The organism is Pseudomonas sp. P179 (genome assembly GCF_000478485.2).
Classification (GTDB): domain Bacteria; phylum Pseudomonadota; class Gammaproteobacteria; order Pseudomonadales; family Pseudomonadaceae; genus Pseudomonas; species Pseudomonas aeruginosa.
The window spans coordinates 1,132,714-1,149,037 of record NZ_KI517354.1 but is presented as its reverse complement, the minus strand read 5'-3'; the positions used below and the strand labels follow the sequence as shown (position 1 = coordinate 1,149,037).

The 16,324-nt window shown below is 66.8% G+C and carries 18 protein-coding genes; 14 read left to right on the top strand and 4 right to left on the bottom strand.

Annotated features, from left to right (window positions below):
- Positions 1-4 precede the first annotated feature (4 nt).
- From HMPREF1224_RS17980 to HMPREF1224_RS17960, 5 genes are all read left to right on the top strand, one after another.
- On the top strand, positions 5-547 hold the full coding sequence (locus HMPREF1224_RS17980) for a TetR/AcrR family transcriptional regulator (RefSeq protein WP_010793231.1): 543 nt from the start codon (positions 5-7) through the stop codon (positions 545-547).
- 11 nt (positions 548-558) lie between these two features.
- Positions 559-1,416 carry an alpha/beta fold hydrolase gene (locus HMPREF1224_RS17975; RefSeq protein ID WP_003115024.1) on the top strand — a complete coding sequence of 286 codons (858 nt, stop codon included), beginning with the start codon at positions 559-561 and terminating at the stop codon, positions 1,414-1,416.
- Positions 1,417-1,528: 112 nt separating this feature from the next.
- A complete protein-coding gene (locus tag HMPREF1224_RS17970; protein WP_003115023.1) occupies positions 1,529-2,176 on the top strand; it encodes a bifunctional 4-hydroxy-2-oxoglutarate aldolase/2-dehydro-3-deoxy-phosphogluconate aldolase in 648 nt (215 codons plus the stop codon).
- Positions 2,176-2,613, top strand: a complete 438-nt coding sequence (locus tag HMPREF1224_RS17965; protein ID WP_003107647.1) for an acyl-CoA thioesterase — start codon at positions 2,176-2,178, stop codon at positions 2,611-2,613. Before HMPREF1224_RS17970 ends, HMPREF1224_RS17965 begins: the two co-directional genes overlap by 1 nt.
- Before the next feature lie 92 nt (positions 2,614-2,705).
- Positions 2,706-3,665 carry a tRNA dihydrouridine synthase gene (locus tag HMPREF1224_RS17960; protein ID WP_010793230.1) on the top strand — a complete coding sequence of 320 codons (960 nt, stop codon included), beginning with the start codon at positions 2,706-2,708 and terminating at the stop codon, positions 3,663-3,665.
- A 14-nt stretch (positions 3,666-3,679) separates the two neighbouring features.
- Here HMPREF1224_RS17960 and HMPREF1224_RS17955 read toward each other — a convergent pair whose 3' ends face one another.
- Positions 3,680-4,426, bottom strand: a complete 747-nt coding sequence (locus HMPREF1224_RS17955) for an SDR family oxidoreductase (protein ID WP_003104218.1) — start codon at positions 4,424-4,426, stop codon at positions 3,680-3,682.
- Positions 4,427-4,442: 16 nt separating this feature from the next.
- Positions 4,443-5,246 carry a glyoxalase/bleomycin resistance/extradiol dioxygenase family protein gene (locus HMPREF1224_RS17950; protein WP_003160691.1) on the bottom strand — a complete coding sequence of 268 codons (804 nt, stop codon included), beginning with the start codon at positions 5,244-5,246 and terminating at the stop codon, positions 4,443-4,445.
- A 157-nt stretch (positions 5,247-5,403) separates the two neighbouring features.
- On the opposite strand from HMPREF1224_RS17950, the gene HMPREF1224_RS17945 reads away from it, so the two are divergent.
- Positions 5,404-5,853 (top strand): Hsp20 family protein, encoded by a 450-nt coding sequence (locus HMPREF1224_RS17945; RefSeq protein ID WP_003091405.1) that lies wholly within the window; start codon positions 5,404-5,406, stop codon positions 5,851-5,853.
- A gap of 43 nt (positions 5,854-5,896) precedes the next feature.
- Here HMPREF1224_RS17945 and HMPREF1224_RS17940 read toward each other — a convergent pair whose 3' ends face one another.
- Positions 5,897-7,225 carry an SGNH/GDSL hydrolase family protein gene (locus HMPREF1224_RS17940; protein ID WP_010793229.1) on the bottom strand — a complete coding sequence of 443 codons (1,329 nt, stop codon included), beginning with the start codon at positions 7,223-7,225 and terminating at the stop codon, positions 5,897-5,899.
- 111 nt (positions 7,226-7,336) lie between these two features.
- Between HMPREF1224_RS17940 and HMPREF1224_RS17935 the strand changes: the two genes are divergently transcribed.
- Both HMPREF1224_RS17935 and HMPREF1224_RS17930 read left to right on the top strand, forming a co-directional pair.
- On the top strand, positions 7,337-8,248 hold the full coding sequence (locus tag HMPREF1224_RS17935; protein WP_010793228.1) for a LysR family transcriptional regulator: 912 nt from the start codon (positions 7,337-7,339) through the stop codon (positions 8,246-8,248).
- Between the two features lie 79 nt (positions 8,249-8,327).
- Positions 8,328-8,705: a RidA family protein gene (locus HMPREF1224_RS17930; protein WP_003091402.1), complete on the top strand. Its 378-nt coding sequence runs from the start codon at positions 8,328-8,330 to the stop codon at positions 8,703-8,705.
- Between the two features lie 92 nt (positions 8,706-8,797).
- On the opposite strand, the gene HMPREF1224_RS17925 is transcribed toward HMPREF1224_RS17930, so the two are convergent.
- The gene (locus HMPREF1224_RS17925) at positions 8,798-9,691 is read right to left on the bottom strand and encodes a LysR family transcriptional regulator (RefSeq protein ID WP_003091401.1); all 894 of its coding nucleotides are present in this window, start codon (positions 9,689-9,691) and stop codon (positions 8,798-8,800) included.
- A gap of 162 nt (positions 9,692-9,853) precedes the next feature.
- On the opposite strand from HMPREF1224_RS17925, the gene leuC reads away from it, so the two are divergent.
- From leuC to HMPREF1224_RS17895, 6 genes are all read left to right on the top strand, one after another.
- Positions 9,854-11,278 carry a 3-isopropylmalate dehydratase large subunit gene (gene leuC / locus HMPREF1224_RS17920; RefSeq protein ID WP_003091399.1) on the top strand — a complete coding sequence of 475 codons (1,425 nt, stop codon included), beginning with the start codon at positions 9,854-9,856 and terminating at the stop codon, positions 11,276-11,278.
- 11 nt (positions 11,279-11,289) lie between these two features.
- Positions 11,290-11,928 carry a 3-isopropylmalate dehydratase small subunit gene (leuD, locus tag HMPREF1224_RS17915; protein WP_010793227.1) on the top strand — a complete coding sequence of 213 codons (639 nt, stop codon included), beginning with the start codon at positions 11,290-11,292 and terminating at the stop codon, positions 11,926-11,928.
- A gap of 71 nt (positions 11,929-11,999) precedes the next feature.
- Entirely contained in the window at positions 12,000-12,761 is a 762-nt protein-coding gene (locus HMPREF1224_RS17910; RefSeq protein WP_010793226.1) for a class I SAM-dependent methyltransferase, read from the top strand.
- Between the two features lie 58 nt (positions 12,762-12,819).
- Complete coding sequence (leuB, locus tag HMPREF1224_RS17905; protein ID WP_003091395.1) at positions 12,820-13,902, top strand: 3-isopropylmalate dehydrogenase; 1,083 nt, start codon at positions 12,820-12,822, stop codon at positions 13,900-13,902.
- Between the two features lie 69 nt (positions 13,903-13,971).
- Complete coding sequence (asd, locus tag HMPREF1224_RS17900) at positions 13,972-15,084, top strand: aspartate-semialdehyde dehydrogenase (RefSeq protein ID WP_003111187.1); 1,113 nt, start codon at positions 13,972-13,974, stop codon at positions 15,082-15,084.
- 101 nt (positions 15,085-15,185) lie between these two features.
- Entirely contained in the window at positions 15,186-16,196 is a 1,011-nt protein-coding gene (locus HMPREF1224_RS17895; protein ID WP_010793225.1) for an aspartate-semialdehyde dehydrogenase, read from the top strand.
- The last annotated feature ends 128 nt before the right edge of the window (positions 16,197-16,324 follow it).

Sequence of the window (16,324 nt, the reverse complement as noted above, 5' to 3'; positions counted from 1 at the left end):
CGTCATGAGCGACAAGAAAACCCAGACCCGTGCCCGCATCCTCGGTGCCGCCACCCAGGCCCTGCTCGAGCGGGGCGCCGTCGAACCTAGCGTCGGGGAAGTGATGGGCGCGGCGGGGCTCACCGTCGGCGGCTTCTATGCCCACTTCCAGAGCAAGGATGCGCTGATGCTCGAGGCGTTCGAGCAATTGCTCGGCAAGCGCCGCGAACTGCTCGGCGAACTCGATCCCGGATTGTCGGGAAAGGAGCGTCGTGCCTTGGCGGCCTCCTTCTACCTGTCGCGCAAGCATCGGGACGCACAGGTCGACGCCGGTTGTCCGCTGCCGGCGACCCTAGCCGAGGTGGCGCGCCTGCCGGAGGGGTTTCGCGAGGTCTTGAGCAGACATGTCGAGATCATGGTCGCCAGCCTGGCGGAAAGTCCCGAGGAAACCGACGTCGCCCTGGCCGACCTGGTGTTGATGATTGGCGGTTTGGCGCTGGCCCGGGCATTGGGGCCGGGGGAGCTGTCCGACCGGGTTCTGCGTGCCGCCAAGCAGGCGGTGAACTGAGGAGGTGCGAGATGAGCAGCCTGACCTGGATTCGCGGTTTCAACGGGACGATCGGCCGCATCGCGCCGCGTTGGACGGCCGAGCGTATGCGTCGGACGTTCATGGTGCCTGGAGAGTGGCCGCCGAAGGATTGGGAGCTGCCGCTGCTGGCCAGTTCGGAGCGCGTCACTCTGCGCTTCGGGCTGTCGGTGTTGCGCTGGGGCGAGGGGCCGGCAGTCCTGCTGCTGCATGGCTGGGCCGGCAGGCCGACACAGTTCGCCCATCTGATCGAGCAACTGGTCGGCGCGGGTTATTCGGTGTATGCCCTCGATGCGCCGGCCCATGGCCGCTCGCCGGGCAGGGAGGCGAACGTGGTGCTGTTCGCCCATGCCTTGCTGGAGGCCGCTGGCGAGTTGCCGCCGCTGCGTGCGGTGGTCGGTCATTCCCTGGGTGGCGCGGCGGCGTTGCTGGCGGCCCAGATGGGGCTGCGCAGCGAAGCGCTGGTGACGGTCTCGGCGCCGTCGCGGATTCTCGAACAGTTGCGCCTGTTCGCTCGTTTCGTCGGTTTGCCGGCCCTGGCTCGCTCGCATTTCATCCGCCTGGTCGAGCGTCAGGCTGGCATATCCGCGGCGTGCCTGGATGTGGCGCGCTACCGTCTGGAAATGCCCGGGCTGGTGGTGCATGCCGACGACGACACGCGCGTAGCGGTGGAAAATGCCGAGCGCATCCATGCCGCCTGGCCGGCCAGTCGCTTGCTGCGTCTGCCGGGCGGCGGCCACCACCGACTGCTCGGCGAGCGCAGGCTGAGCGAGTCGCTGCTGGCGCTGCTCGAGGAGCGCCCGGCGATGCGCGCTTGCCGGCGCGTGGAAAAGACGGCGAGCGCTTCCTGAGGCGCGTAGCAGAGGGGTTGTCGTTGTCCTGACCTCGGTTCTTCGGTAAAAAGCGCTGTGGCCCGCGCGGAGCGATCCGGCGGGGCGAACCGTTTCGAATCGAGGAGTGCCCATGACATTGCCGCTGGATCGGGTCCTGCAGCAGGCCAGCCCGGTATTGCCGGTGCTGGTGATCGAGGACGTGGCGCTGGCGCCCGACCTGGCGCGCGCGTTGTATGCGGGCGGCGTCACGGTGCTGGAAGTGACGCTGCGCACGCCGCAGGCGCTGGACGCGATCGCCGCCATCCATCGCGAGGTGCCCGAGGTCCTGCTGGGGGCGGGTACCCTGATCCACACCGAGCAGTTTCTCGAGGCGCGCGACGCAGGCGCACAGTTCGCCGTCAGCCCCGGATGCACGCCGCGTCTTGCCGCCGCCGCGGAGGATGCCGGCTTGCCATACCTACCCGGGGTGATGACGCCTTCGGAAGTGTTGCTGGCGCTGGAGTACGGTTATCGCTCGCTGAAGCTGTTCCCGGCCGATGGCACTGCCAGCGTGAAAATGCTGAAAAGCCTGAAGGGGCCGTTCACCGGCATCCGCTTCTGCCCGACCGGCGGGGTGAACCTGGACAACCTGCTGAATTTCCTCCGCCTGCCCAATGTCGCCTGTGTCGGCGGCACCTGGTTGGCGCCGCCGAGCCTGATCCGGGCGCGGGCCTGGGATCAGATCACACAACTGGCCAGGGAAGCGCGCGAACTGGCCGGCAGCCTGGAGCAGCATTGATGAATTGGGACTACGCCGATCCGTTCGTGATCGACCTCAGGGTCCTCGCCGAGGACATCGACGGGCTCGGCCACGCGAACAACGCCGTCTACGTCAGTTGGCTGGAGCGCTGCGCCTGGCGCCACTCGCAGCGGCTGGGCCTGGACCTGGCCGAGTACCGCCGGCTGGACCGGGCGATGGCGGTGCTGCGCCACGAGATCGACTACCTGGCCGCGGCCTACGAGGGCGACGAACTGCAATTGGCGACCTGGATCGTCGAGTCCGACCAGCGCCTGCGGATGAACCGGCGCTTCCAGTTGGTACGCCCGGCGGATGGCGCCACGCTGCTGCGGGCGCAGACCACCTTCGTCTGCATCGAACTGTCCAGCGGCAAGCCGAAGCGGATGCCGGCGGAGTTCATCGACGGCTACGGCCAGGCTCTGCTCGCCGGGGCCTGACCCGTCGCGCGTCGACCGGCAGGCATTCGCACTTTGTTCCGGGCGGCGGATTCTCTAGAATCCGCCGCCTGTCATTTTCGAGGTAGTGGTTCGTGCAAATCGCCCTGGCGCCGATGGAAGGTCTGGTGGATGAAATCCTCCGCGACGTGCTGACCCGCGTCGGCGGCATCGATTGGTGCGTCACCGAATTCATCCGCATCACCGATCGCCTACTGCCGGCCACGGCGTTCCACAAGCTGGCGCCGGAGCTGCGCGACGGCAGCCGGACCCGCGCCGGGACGCCGATGCGTGTGCAGTTGCTCGGCTCCGATCCTGCGTGCCTGGCGGATAACGCCGCGTTCGCCTGTGAGCTGGGTGCCCCGGTGATCGACCTGAACTTCGGTTGTCCGGCCAAGACCGTGAACCGCTCGCGCGGCGGCGCGGTATTGCTCAAGGAGCCGGAGCTGATGCACGACATCGTCGCCGCCGTGCGTCGCGCGGTGCCGAGCGAGATTGCGGTGACCTCGAAGATGCGCCTGGGCTACGACAGTCCCGACGGCGCCCTGGATTGCGCGCGGGCCCTGGCCGACGGCGGCTCGGCCCATGTAGTGGTGCATGCCCGGACCAAGGTCGATGGCTACAGGCCGCCGGCGCACTGGGAGTGGGTGGCGCGGGTGGCCGAGGCGGTGCGCGTGCCGGTGTTCGCCAATGGCGAAGTGTGGACGCTCGACGACTACCTGCGTTGTCGCGAGGTCAGCGGGGTGGAGGACATCATGCTCGGTCGCGGCCTGGTCTCGCGTCCTGGCCTGGCTCGGCAGATCGCCGCCTGGCGCGATGGCGGCGAAATCCGCGAGATGCCCTGGAGCGATCTGTTGCCGCTGCTGCGCGACTTCTGGCTGCAGGCCCGGCGCAAGCTCGCCCCGCGCTATGCCCCGGGCCGTCTCAAGCAGTGGCTGGGCATGCTCACCCGCACCTATCCCGAAGCCGTCGAGCTGTTCGCACGGATACGCCGGGAAAGCGATTGCGAAACCATCGACCGGCTGTTGCAGGTGTCGTTCAGCCAGGCGGCCTAGCTTGCGTACCAGGCCTAGCGGCCGCCGCTGACATCGATGAAGGTGCCGGTGCTGTAGCTGGCTTCGTCCGACGCCAGCCAGAGAATCGCCCGCGCGACTTCCTCCGCCGTACCGCCGCGTCCTAGCGGTATGCCGCCCTTCAGGCGTTCGATACGGCCTGGCTCGCCGCCGCTGGCGTGGATCTCGGTATCGATCAGTCCGGGCCGCACCGCGTTGACCCGGATACCCTCCGCCGCCACTTCCCTGGCCAGACCGATGGTCATGCTGTCGATGGCGCCCTTGGCGGCGGCATAGTCGATGTATTCGTTGGGCGATCCCAGCCGCGAGGCCATCGAGGACACGTTGACGATGCTGCCGCCGCGCCCGCCGTGGCGGGTCGACAGGCGCTTCACCGCCTCGCGGGCGCAGAGGAAGCTGCCGGTCACGTTGGTCGCGAATACCCTGTGCAGGCGCGCCGCGTCGATGTTTTCCAGGCGCGTCTGCGCTTCCAGCATGCCGGCGTTGTTCACCAGCACGTCGAGGCGGCCGAAACGTTCGTCGATGGCGGCGAACAGCCGCTCGACATCGCCTTCCTCGGCTACGTCGGCCGCCACCGCCAGGGCTTCGCCGCCCTGGCGCTCGATGCGCTGGCGCAGCGCTTCGGCGGCCTCGCGGTTGCGCAGATAGTTGAGGACGACCGCATAGCCGCGTTCGGCGGCGAGCAGAGCGGTGGCGGCGCCGATGCCGCGGCTGGCTCCGGTGATCAGCATGACGTTGCGCATGATGATGCTCCCCAGGTCAGTAGCGAGTGAAGGTCAGGTAGTCGGCGTCCCAGCCCAGGCCCTGCCAGAACAGGTTGGACAGCGGCGCGTCAAGGGCCGATTGCGCGCGGATCAGGCCGGCGCCGCGCGAGCGCAGGGCCTCCTCGGCGCTGCCCACCAGTTCCCGGGCCAGGCCCTGGCGGCGGGCCTGCGGCAATACGTAGAGCTCTGCGATCTCTCCGACCCGTGCCTGACCGTCCTCGATCTGCCACAAGTGGGCGAGGACGAAACCGCGGGGATGCTGCTGGGCCTCCGCCAGCCAGAGCAAGCGGTTGCGCGAGGCGGCCAGGAGCAGTGCCTGGATCGCCTGTTGGTCGCCGGCATCCAGGGTTTCCCCGGCTTCGCGGACATTGGCTTGCCAGAGCGCGGCCACTGCGGGGACGTCGTCGGCGCTGGCCAGGCGAACCCGGTGCTGCTCTGGCGTCGCATCGAGCTCCTGGCCGACCCGCAGCAGGTTGCCATCGGGATCGATCAGGGCGAATTCGCGCATGCCCCAGGGCTGGTCTTCCAGGACCGTGATGCGTGGAATCCCCTGGCCGCCCAGGCCGAGGGCCGTGGCCTGGCGATGCAGCGCCTGGGCGTCCTCCAGGCGCAGGTAGGCAGCGCTGCAATTGGTCTTCGGTTCGAGCGCCTCGAACAGCGACAGGTGCAGCTCCAGGGCGCCGCGCTGGAGGATGGCGTAGGTCGGATAGCGAGCGCCAAGGTGGAAGCCGAGGGACTGGTAGAAGGCGCTGGCGCTGTCCAGATCGCGGCAGGGGAAGGTCGGGATTGCGCGTTCCATGGCGACGGTTCTCGAAAGGATGAGTTTCGATCTGAGCACGACGAACGGTCGTTCTCAAGGCTCTTGAAATACTTCCGACGATCCCTATCTAGTTCGTGCGGGATGCCGAAGACGGGTTCCGCACCAGAGTACTTGCTGATAATTCAGGAGATTCGCAATGAGCAACGCTTTTTCCCTCGCCCCGCTGTTCCGTCATTCCGTAGGCTTCGATCGCTTCAACGATCTGTTCGAGTCGGCCCTGCGCAATGAGGCCGGGAGTACCTACCCGCCCTACAACGTCGAAAAGCACGGTGACGACGAGTATCGCATTGTCATCGCCGCCGCCGGCTTCCAGGAAGAAGACCTGGACCTGCAGGTCGAGCGCGGCGTGCTGACCGTCAGTGGCGGCAAGCGCGAGAAGTCCACGGACAACGTGACCTACCTGCACCAGGGCATCGCCCAGCGCGCCTTCAAGCTGTCGTTCCGCCTCGCCGACCATATCGAGGTCAAGGCGGCTTCGCTGGCCAACGGCCTGCTGAACATCGACCTGGTCCGGCTGGTTCCGGAAGAAGCCAAGCCGAAGCGTATCGCCATCAATGGCCAGCGCCCGGCACTGGACAACCAGTAACCGTCAGCGGTGATCGAAAAAAGGCGCCTTCGGGCGCCTTTTTTCATTTCGTTACGCTATCGGCCCGGGGCTCCGCCGGTAGGCCGTCGGGCACCTCGTCCAGCAGGACGTCGAGGTCGACGGCGGCCGCCATCGCCCGGTTGCCTTCGTCGCTGGGGTGCAGATGGTCGCCGGAGTCGTAGCGCGCGGCGAGCCGCGACGGCTGCTCCGGATCGCGCAATGCCGCGTCGAAGTCGATCACCGCATCGAAGGCGCCGGCATGACGGATCCACTCGTTAACCTGCCTGCGCAGGGCTTCCTTGGCGGGATGGTAATAATCGCTCAACGGCGTGCCGGGCAGTGCGCCCTCGAACGGCGTGAGGGTCGCGCCGACGACCCGGATACCCCGGTTGTGCGCCCGTTCGATCAATTGCCGGTAGCCGGCGATCAGCGCTTCCAGGGTGGGCGGTGCGGCATTCCGGGCGAAAGCGGTACCGGGCCAGGCAATGTCGTTGATGCCGAGCATCACCACCATGCTGCTTGCGCCTGGCTGGGCCAGTACGTCGCGGTCCAGACGTGCCAGCGCGCTCGCGCCCATGCCGTCGCTCAGCAGGCGGGCGCCGGAAATCCCCGCATTGACCACGGCGACGCCATGCGGGGCCAGGCGTTCGGCGAGGAAGTCCGGCCAACGGCTGTTCCGGTCGAGGCTGGCGCTGGCTCCGTCGGTGATCGAGTCGCCGAGCGTCACCAGCGTCCGCGTTGCCGCTTCGGTTTCAACCAGGATACCTGTCAACAGCAGGCGCGCGGTGGTGCTCTGGCTGTCCGCCGCGTCCAGCTGCAATGCGTGGCTTTGGGTCTGCTCGCCGGCGACGATCCAGCCCGTCTGGCGGCCGTCCCAGTGGAAGGTTTCCATGGGCGTGGCGGCCGGCAGGTAGAGACTCACCAGCACCTGCGAGAGCGCGGCCACCGGCATCGCCACCGGATCGCTGAGTAGCGTGGCGCCGGGCGCGATGGTCGCCGTCCGGCGTCCGTCAAAGGTCACGTCATGCAGGCTGCCGGTGGCGACCGCGGCGCGCTCGGAACCCGGTTTGGCCAGGGTGGCCCGGCCGATCCGGATCGGGCGCCTTCCATAGGTATTTGCCAGGACGATGCGCACGCGCGTTCCTCCCAGGCTGATTCGCGCCAATTGCCGCACCGTCTGGTCGTGCAGTTCGGCCGGCACGTTGCTGGGAAACAGGAAGTCCTCAGCCCAGACCGGCTGCGGGCTGGCCTGCCAGCTGGCGGTCCAGGAAGCGGCCGGCGCGGCGCAGGCGTACAACAGGCTCGTCGCGAGCGCGAAGGCCCGGGTTGCGCTGGAGGTCGCGGCGGGAAGTCTTTCGATGGGTCGTTTCATGTCGTTGAATTCAGTGGTTATCCTGTAGCTGATGATGAATTCAAAGATTTAAGGGAAATAGACCGTAGCGGGGAATATCATTTATGAAGCGAAATCATCAGGCAGGGCGCCATGGCCCGGCTTGAAGTCAACCGTTCCGGCGAACTGGAGGTGTTTGCCCGGGTCGTCGAGTCGGGGGGCTTTTCCGCCGCCGCTCGACGTTGCGGCATGACGCCCTCGGCAGTCAGCAAGCTGATCACCCGGCTCGAACAGCGCCTGGGAACCCGCTTGCTGAACCGCTCCACCCGAAAATTGCAACTGACACCCGAGGGATGCGCGTTCTACGAGCGCGGGGTGCGTATCCTGGCCGACCTGGAGGAGGCCGAGCGGTGTGCGAGCGAAAACGCGGCGCCGCGCGGGCGCTTGCGAGTCAACGCCAACGTGCCTTTCGGGCATCACTTCCTGCTGCCGCTGCTGCCCGAGTTCCTCGCGCAGCATCCCGAGGTGACGCTGGATATCGTGCTGACCGATGAGGTCGTCGACATCCTCGAGCAGCGCACCGACGTGGCCGTGCGCGCGGGGCCGCTGAAAAGCTCGAGCCTGGTGGCGCGCAAGCTGGGGAGCACGCGCATGCTGATCGTCGGTGCGCCGGCCTATCTGGCCCGGCATGGCATGCCGGCCACGCCGCAGGCGCTGCTGGGGCACAACCGCCTCGGCGCCAACTATGTGCGAACGCGCTCCGGCTGGCCGCTGCGGGACGCCGGCGAGGAACTCGTGGTGCCGTTGTCGGGCAACGCCCAGGCCAGCGATGGCGAGGCGCTGCGCCGTCTGGCCGTGGCCGGCCTGGGCCTGGCGCGGCTGGCCGCGTTCCAGGTGCGCGAGGACATAGCCGCCGGGCGCCTGATTCCCGTGCTCGAGGCATACAACCCAGGCGACCTGGAGGAAGTCCACGCCGTCTACGTCGGCCAGGGCGGCTATCTGCCGCTGCGCGTGCGGGCGTTCCTGGACTTTCTGGCGGAGCGCGTCGATATGAGCCAGGGTTGATCGCAGTGCTACATGAATACGCCGATTCCGCGGCCGAAAGCTTTTCTTCCTAGCGCTTCATCCACAGGAGGCAATCCAGATGAGCGATGACATCCAGCGTTACCCCAGCAGCCTGCCGTTTCCCTTTTCCCGCGCGGTGCGGGCCGGCGGCTTCCTGTTTCTTTCCGGACAGGTGCCGATGAGTCCGACCGGCGAGGTGGTACGTGGCGATATCCAGACCCAGACCGAAGCGGTGATGGCACGCATCGGCGAGACCCTGGAGAGCTGTGGCGCGCGTTTCGACCAACTGGTGAAGGTCACCGTCTGGCTGTCGGACATGGCCCACTTCGCCGGTTTCAACGAGGTCTACCAGCGTCATGTGCAGGGGGCCTTGCCGGTACGCTCGACGGTGACCGCCGGGCTGGCGCTGGGGGTCGACGTGGAGGTCGAGGTGCAGGCGTGGGTCGGCGAGGGCTGAGTCGCGAGGGCATTGGCATGCAGGTCGGGTGAGCGCTGGCCGCGGACGGCGAAGAGGGGAGGGCCTACCCGTGGCGTCCGACCTGAATCGCTTCAGGCCGCTGGAGTGCCGTTGCCGAATGCCTGTTCGTCGAGCAGGCGCATGAAGGCGCGCGCGGCGTTCGACAGGGTCCGCTCGGTGTGCAGGATATAGCCGAGCTGGCGGCTGAGCTGGATGTCCTGCAGCGGCAGGCGCACCACCTGGTCGTCGAGCATGGTCCGCGGCAGCACGCTCCAGGCCAGGCCGATGGAGACCATCATCTTGATGGTCTCCAGGTAGTTGGTGCTCATGGCGATGTTCGGCGTCAGCCCTTCGGCTTCGAACATGCGCCGCACGATGTGGTGGGTGAAGGTGTTGCCGCCGGGGAATACCGCGGGGTGCTTGGCGACGTCGGCGAGGAACACCGTGCCCTGTCGGGCCAGCGGGTGCTCCGGGGCGGCGACGAAGTCCAGCGGGTCGTCCCACACCGGGACTGCGCGCACCGGTTCGGCGGTTTCCGGGGCCAGGGTGATCACCGCCAGTTCCGCACGACCATGAAGGATCTCCTCGTAGGCCACTTCCGAATCCAGGAACTGGATATCCAGCGCCACCTGCGGATGCGCCCGGGTGAAGGCGCGCAGCAGCGGCGGCAGGCGATGCAGGCCGATGTGGTGGCTGGTGGCCAGGACCAGCCGGCCGCTGACCTCGCCGGTGAGGTTGTTCAGCGCCCGGCGGGTGTCGTCGAGCACGTTGAGCAACTGGTAGGCGCGCGGCAGCAGGGCGCGGCCGGCCTCGGTGAGGTTGACCTCGCGGCCGACCCGGTCGAACAGCCGGGCATTGAGCTGCTGTTCGAGGGCGGCGATGCGCTTGCTCACCGCCGGTTGGGTCAGGTGCAGGCGCTCGCCGGCTTCGGAGAAGCTGCCGGTCTCGGCAATGGCGATGAAGGTGTTGAGGCTGTTCAGGTCCATTGCGGGCCTCCGCTGGTTTCGGCTGCCCGGAGCTTAGCGCCAATGGATTCCTGTTGGGAATGCTTTGGATGAAAAATATGAATTTGAGTTATTCGTAGACAAGCCATAGGATCATCCTCACAAGCCCTGTGGGCATAGAAATGAGCTGATGAGGAAATCCCGATGGCCGGCAAGACCCTCTACGACAAACTCTGGGACATGCACCTGGTCAAGCAGCGCGACGACGGTTCGGCGCTGATCTACATCGACCGCCATATCCTGCACGAAGTGACCTCGCCGCAGGCCTTCGAGGGTCTTCGCCTGGCCGGGCGCAAGCCGTGGCGGATCGACGCCAACATCGCCACCCCGGACCACAACGTGCCGACCACCCGCACCGAGCGCAAGGGCGGCATCGCCGCCATCGCCGACGAGGTCTCGCGCCTGCAGGTGCAGACCCTCGACGAGAACTGCGACGACTTCGGCATCACCGAATTCAAGATGAACGACGTGCGCCAGGGCATCGTCCATGTGGTCGGTCCGGAGCAGGGCGCGACCCTCCCGGGGATGACCGTGGTCTGCGGCGACTCGCACACTTCCACCCACGGCGCCTTCGGCGCGCTGGCCCACGGCATCGGCACTTCCGAGGTAGAGCATGTGCTGGCGACCCAGTGCCTGGTGGCGAAGAAGATGAAGAACATGCTGGTCAAGGTCGAAGGCAGGCTGCCGGCCGGCGTCACGGCGAAGGATATCGTCCTCGCGGTGATCGGCAGGATCGGCACCGCCGGCGGCAACGGCCACGCCATCGAGTTCGCCGGCAGCGCCATCCGCGACCTGTCCATCGAAGGGCGGATGACCATCTGCAACATGTCGATCGAGGCGGGCGCCCGCGTCGGCCTGGTCGCCGTCGACCAGAAGACCATCGACTACGTGAAGGGCCGGCCCTTCGCGCCGAGCGCCGAGCAATGGGACCAGGCCGTCGCCTGCTGGCAGGGGCTGGTGTCGGACGCCGATGCCCGCTTCGATACCGTGGTCGAGCTGGACGCCGCGCAGATCAAGCCGCAGGTCAGCTGGGGCACGTCGCCGGAAATGGTCCTGGCCGTGGACCAGAACGTGCCGGACCCGGCCCGCGAGAGCGACCCGATCAAGCGCGGTTCGATCGAGCGCGCCTTGAAATACATGGGCCTGCGGCCGAACCAGGCGATCACCGACATCCAGCTGGACCGGGTATTCATCGGTTCCTGCACCAACTCGCGGATCGAGGACCTGCGCGCTGCCGCCGAAGTGGCCAGGGGCCGCAAGGTCGCCGCGACCATCAAGCAGGCGCTGGTGGTGCCGGGTTCCGGGTTGGTCAAGGAGCAGGCCGAGAAGGAAGGCCTGGACCGGATCTTCATCGAGGCCGGCTTCGAATGGCGCGAGCCGGGCTGTTCCATGTGCCTGGCGATGAACCCGGACCGGCTGGAGAGCGGCGAACACTGCGCCTCGACCTCCAACCGCAACTTCGAGGGCCGTCAGGGCGCCGGTGGCCGTACCCACCTGGTCAGCCCGGCGATGGCCGCCGCCGCGGCCGTCAACGGCCGCTTCATCGATGTCCGCGAATTGCTCGCCTGAGGAGAACCGAGATGAAACCCTATACCCAGACGACCGGTCTCGTCGCTCCGCTGGATCGCGCCAACGTCGATACCGATCAGATCATTCCCAAGCAATTCCTCAAGTCGATCAAGCGCACCGGCTTCGGCCCCAACCTGTTCGACGAATGGCGCTACCTGGATGTCGGGCAGCCGGGACAGGACAACTCGAAGCGTCCGCTGAACCCGGACTTCGTCCTCAACCAGCCGCGCTACCAGGGCGCCAGCGTACTGCTGGCGCGGGAGAACTTCGGCTGCGGCTCGTCCCGCGAGCACGCGCCCTGGGCGCTGGACGAGTACGGTTTCCGCACGGTGATCGCACCGAGCTATGCCGACATCTTCTTCAACAACAGTTTCAAGAACGGCTTGCTGCCGATCATCCTGCCCGAGGCCGAGGTGGACGAACTGTTCCGCCAGGTCGAGGCGAACGAAGGCTACCAGTTGTCCATCGACCTGGCGGCGCAGACCGTTACCCGTCCTGATGGCAAGGTGCTGGGTTTCGAGGTCGACCCGTTCCGCAAGCATTGCCTGCTCAACGGCCTCGACGACATCGGCCTGACGCTGCAGGACGCCGATACGATCCGTGCCTTCGAGGACGGCTACCGCCAGCAGCAGCCCTGGCTGTTCCGCTGAGCGCCACGCGAGTCCCCTTGCCGGGCGCATCCTGGGTAGGGTGCGCCCGGTTTTTCTCCCGGAGTAGGTTCATGAGCGACCACGATGACGTTGTCCAGCGCCAGTTCGGCGCCCAGGCTTCGGCCTACCTGAGCAGCGCCGTGCATGCCCAGGGCGAGGAATTCGCCTTGCTGCGCGACGCCCTGGCCGGGCGCCCGGAAGCGCGGGTCCTCGACCTGGGCTGCGGCGCCGGCCACGTGAGCTTCCAGGTCGCCGCCCTGGCAGGGGAGGTGGTGGCCTACGATCTTTCCGCCGAGATGCTCGCCGTGGTGGCGCAGAGCGCCGCGGAACGGGGCATGGCGAACATCCGTACCGAACAGGGCAAGGCGGAGAGCCTGCCCTTCGCCGACGGCGAGTTCGATTTCGTCTTCAGTCGCTATTCCACCCATCACTGGCGCGACGTCGGCCTGGCCCTGCGCGAGGTGCGGCGGGTGCTCAAGCCCGGCGGGGTGGCGATCTTCGTCGACGTGGCGGCGCCCGGGCAGGCCTTGCCGGATACCTTCCTGCAGACCGTCGAGATGCTCCGCGACACCAGCCATGTGCGCAACTACTCGCCGGCCGAGTGGGCGCGCCTGAGCGGCGAGGCGGGGTTGCTGGTCACCGGAAGCCGGCGCCAGCGCCTGCGCCTGGAGTTCCAGTCGTGGGTCGAGCGGATGCGTACGCCGGAGGTGTTCCGCCAGGCGATCCGCAGCCTGCAGCTGGCGGTGGGCGAGGAAGTCAGGGAGTATTTCGAGATTGCCGACGACGGCTCGTTCAGCACCGACGTGCTGGTGCTGTGGCTGCGTCGGGAGTGACGGTTCGATCGCGGCGGCGCATGCCCGCCGTTCAATGAATGAAGGACAAGAGGGTGTTATGAGCAAGCAGATCCTGGTTCTCCCCGGTGACGGTATCGGCCCGGAAATCATGGCGGAAGCGGTCAAGGTGCTGGAACTGGCCAACGACAGGTTCCAGCTCGGCTTCGAACTGGCCGAGGACGTCATCGGTGGCGCGGCCATCGACAAGCACGGCGTGCCGCTGGCCGACCAGACCCTGCAGCGCGCGCGCCAGGCCGATGCGGTGCTGCTGGGCGCGGTAGGGGGGCCGAAATGGGACAGGATCGAACGCGATATCCGTCCCGAGCGCGGTCTGCTGAAGATTCGCTCGCAACTGGGCCTGTTCGCCAACCTGCGTCCGGCCATCCTCTATCCGCAACTGGCCGCGGCCTCCAGCCTGAAGCCGGAAGTGGTCGCCGGGCTGGACATCCTCATCGTCCGCGAACTGACCGGCGGCATCTACTTCGGCCAGCCCCGCGAGCAGCGCGTGCTGGAGAACGGCGAGCGCCAGGCCTACGACACCCTGCCGTACAGCGAGAGCGAAATCCGTCGTATCGCCCGCGTCGGTTTCGACATGGCCCGCGTACGCAACAACAGGCTCTGCTCGGTGGACAAGGCCAACGTTCTCGCCTCCAGCCAACTGTGGCGGGAAGTGGTGGAAGAGGTGGCGAAGGACTACCCGGACGTCGAGCTTTCCCATATGTACGTGGATAACGCCGCCATGCAACTGGTGCGCGCGCCCAAGCAGTTCGACGTGATGGTCACCGACAACATGTTCGGCGACATCCTGTCGGATGAGGCTTCCATGCTGACCGGTTCCATCGGCATGCTGCCTTCTGCCTCGCTCGACGCGAACAACAAGGGCATGTACGAACCCTGCCACGGTTCCGCCCCGGACATCGCCGGTCAGGGCATCGCCAACCCGTTGGCGACCATCCTCTCGGTCTCGATGATGTTGCGCTACAGCTTCAGCCAGGCGACCGCCGCCGACGCCATCGAGCAGGCGGTGAGCAAGGTCCTCGATCAGGGGCTGCGCACCGGCGACATCTGGTCCGAAGGCTGCCGCAAGGTCGGCACCCGGGAAATGGGCGATGCCGTAGTCGCGGCACTCAAGAATCTGTAATCTGACGGGCTTGGCCGGCGCCATGATGGCTGCCGGCCAGCTCACTTCTCTCATATAGGTGTAGTTGCGATGAAGCGTGTAGGTCTGATCGGTTGGCGCGGGATGGTGGGTTCCGTACTCATGCAGCGGATGCTGGAAGAGCGGGACTTCGACCTGATCGAGCCGGTGTTCTTCACCACGTCGAACGTCGGTGGCCAGGGCCCGGAAGTGGGCAAGGACATCGCTCCGCTGAAGGACGCCTACAGCATCGACGAGCTGAAGACCCTCGACGTGATCCTGACCTGCCAGGGCGGCGACTACACCAGCGAAGTATTCCCCAAGCTGCGCGAGGCCGGCTGGCAGGGCTACTGGATCGATGCCGCCTCCAGTCTGCGCATGGAAGACGACGCGGTGATCGTCCTCGACCCGGTCAACCGCAAGGTCATCGACCAGGCTCTGGACGCCGGCACCCGCAACTACATCGGCGGCAACTGCACCGTCAGCCTGATGCTGATGGCCCTGGGCGGGCTGTTCGACGCCGGCCTGGTCGAGTGGATGAGTGCCATGACCTACCAGGCCGCCTCCGGCGCCGGCGCGCAGAACATGCGTGAACTGCTCAAGCAGATGGGCGCCGCCCATGCATCGGTGGCGGATGACCTGGCCAACCCGGCCAGCGCGATCCTCGACATCGACCGCAAGGTGGCGGAGACCCTGCGCAGCGAAGCCTTCCCCACCGAGCATTTCGGAGCGCCGCTGGGCGGCAGTCTGATCCCCTGGATCGACAAGGAACTGCCCAACGGGCAGAGCCGCGAAGAGTGGAAGGCCCAGGCGGAGACCAACAAGATCCTCGCCCGCTTCAAGAACCCGATCCCGGTCGACGGTATCTGCGTGCGCGTCGGCGCCATGCGTTGCCACAGCCAGGCGCTGACCATCAAGTTGAACAAGGATGTGCCGCTGACCGACATCGAGGGCCTGATCAGCCAGCACAATCCCTGGGTCAAGCTGGTGCCGAACCACCGCGAGGTAAGCGTGCGCGAGCTGACCCCGGCCGCCGTCACCGGCACCCTGAGCGTTCCGGTCGGGCGCCTGCGCAAGTTGAACATGGGCTCCCAGTATCTCGGCGCCTTCACCGTCGGCGACCAGTTGCTGTGGGGCGCTGCCGAGCCGCTGCGGCGCATGTTGCGCATCCTGCTGGAGCGCTGATCGATCCGGCGCCGTCCGCAATGGGCGGCGCCTCGATTGCCTGGGCGAAGGTGGGCAAGTAAAGTGCCACGCCTATTTCGCAGACCGCCGAGGCTTTTCCCATGTCCCAGCCCCTCAATGTCGCAGTCGTAGGCGCCACCGGATCGGTTGGCGAGGCTCTGGTCGGTCTCCTCGACGAACGCGACTTCCCGCTTCATCGTCTGCACCTGCTGGCCAGCGCCGAGTCGGCCGGGCAGCGCATGGGTTTCGCCGAAAGCAGCCTGCGCGTCGGCGATGTCGATAGCTTCGATTTTTCCGGTGTCGGCCTGGCCTTCTTCGCCGCGGCAGCCGAGGTGTCGCGTGCCCATGCCGAGCGCGCCCGCGCGGCGGGTTGTTCGGTGATCGACCTGAGCGGCGCCCTGGAACCGAGCGTCGCACCGCCGGTCATGGTTTCGGTGAATGCCGAACGCCTGGCCTCGCAAGCGGCGCCGTTCCTTTTGTCCAGTCCTTGCGCCGTAGCCGCCGAACTGTGCGAAGTGCTGGCGCCACTCCTGGCCACGCTGGATTGCCGGCAACTGAACCTGACAGCCTGCCTCTCCGTCTCCAGCCTGGGGCGCGAAGGGGTCAAGGAACTCGCCCGGCAGACCGCCGAACTGCTCAATGCGCGCCCCCTGGAGCCGCGTCTCTTCGACCGCCAGATCGCCTTCAACCTGCTCGCGCAGGTCGGAGCGGTGGATGCCGAGGGACACAGCGCGATCGAGCGGCGCATCTTCGCGGAGGTGCAGGCCTTGCTTGGCGAGCGTATCGGACCGTTGAACGTTACCTGCATCCAGGCGCCGGTATTCTTCGGCGATAGCCTCAGCGTGACCCTGCAGTGCGCGGAACCGGTGGACCTGGCCGCGGTGACGCGGGTCCTCGATGCGACGAAAGGTATCGAATGGGTCGGCGAGGGCGATTATCCGACGGTGGTCGGCGATGCCCTCGGCCAGGACGAGACCTATGTCGGCCGGGTGAGGGCGGGGCAGGCTGATCCCTGTCAGGTCAATTTGTGGATTGTGTCTGATAATGTGCGAAAAGGTGCCGCGCTGAATGCCGTGCTCCTGGGTGAGTTGTTGATAAAACACTATCTGTAAAAGATACTTACCCACAGATTTGTAGAATTATTCGAGCTTGTTAATACTGGTTCGATCCGCTGCTGCCGGGGAGCGTCCGTCCATGCATGGCTGGGCGAGCGGACAGCAAGCACCGACGCACTCCCTCT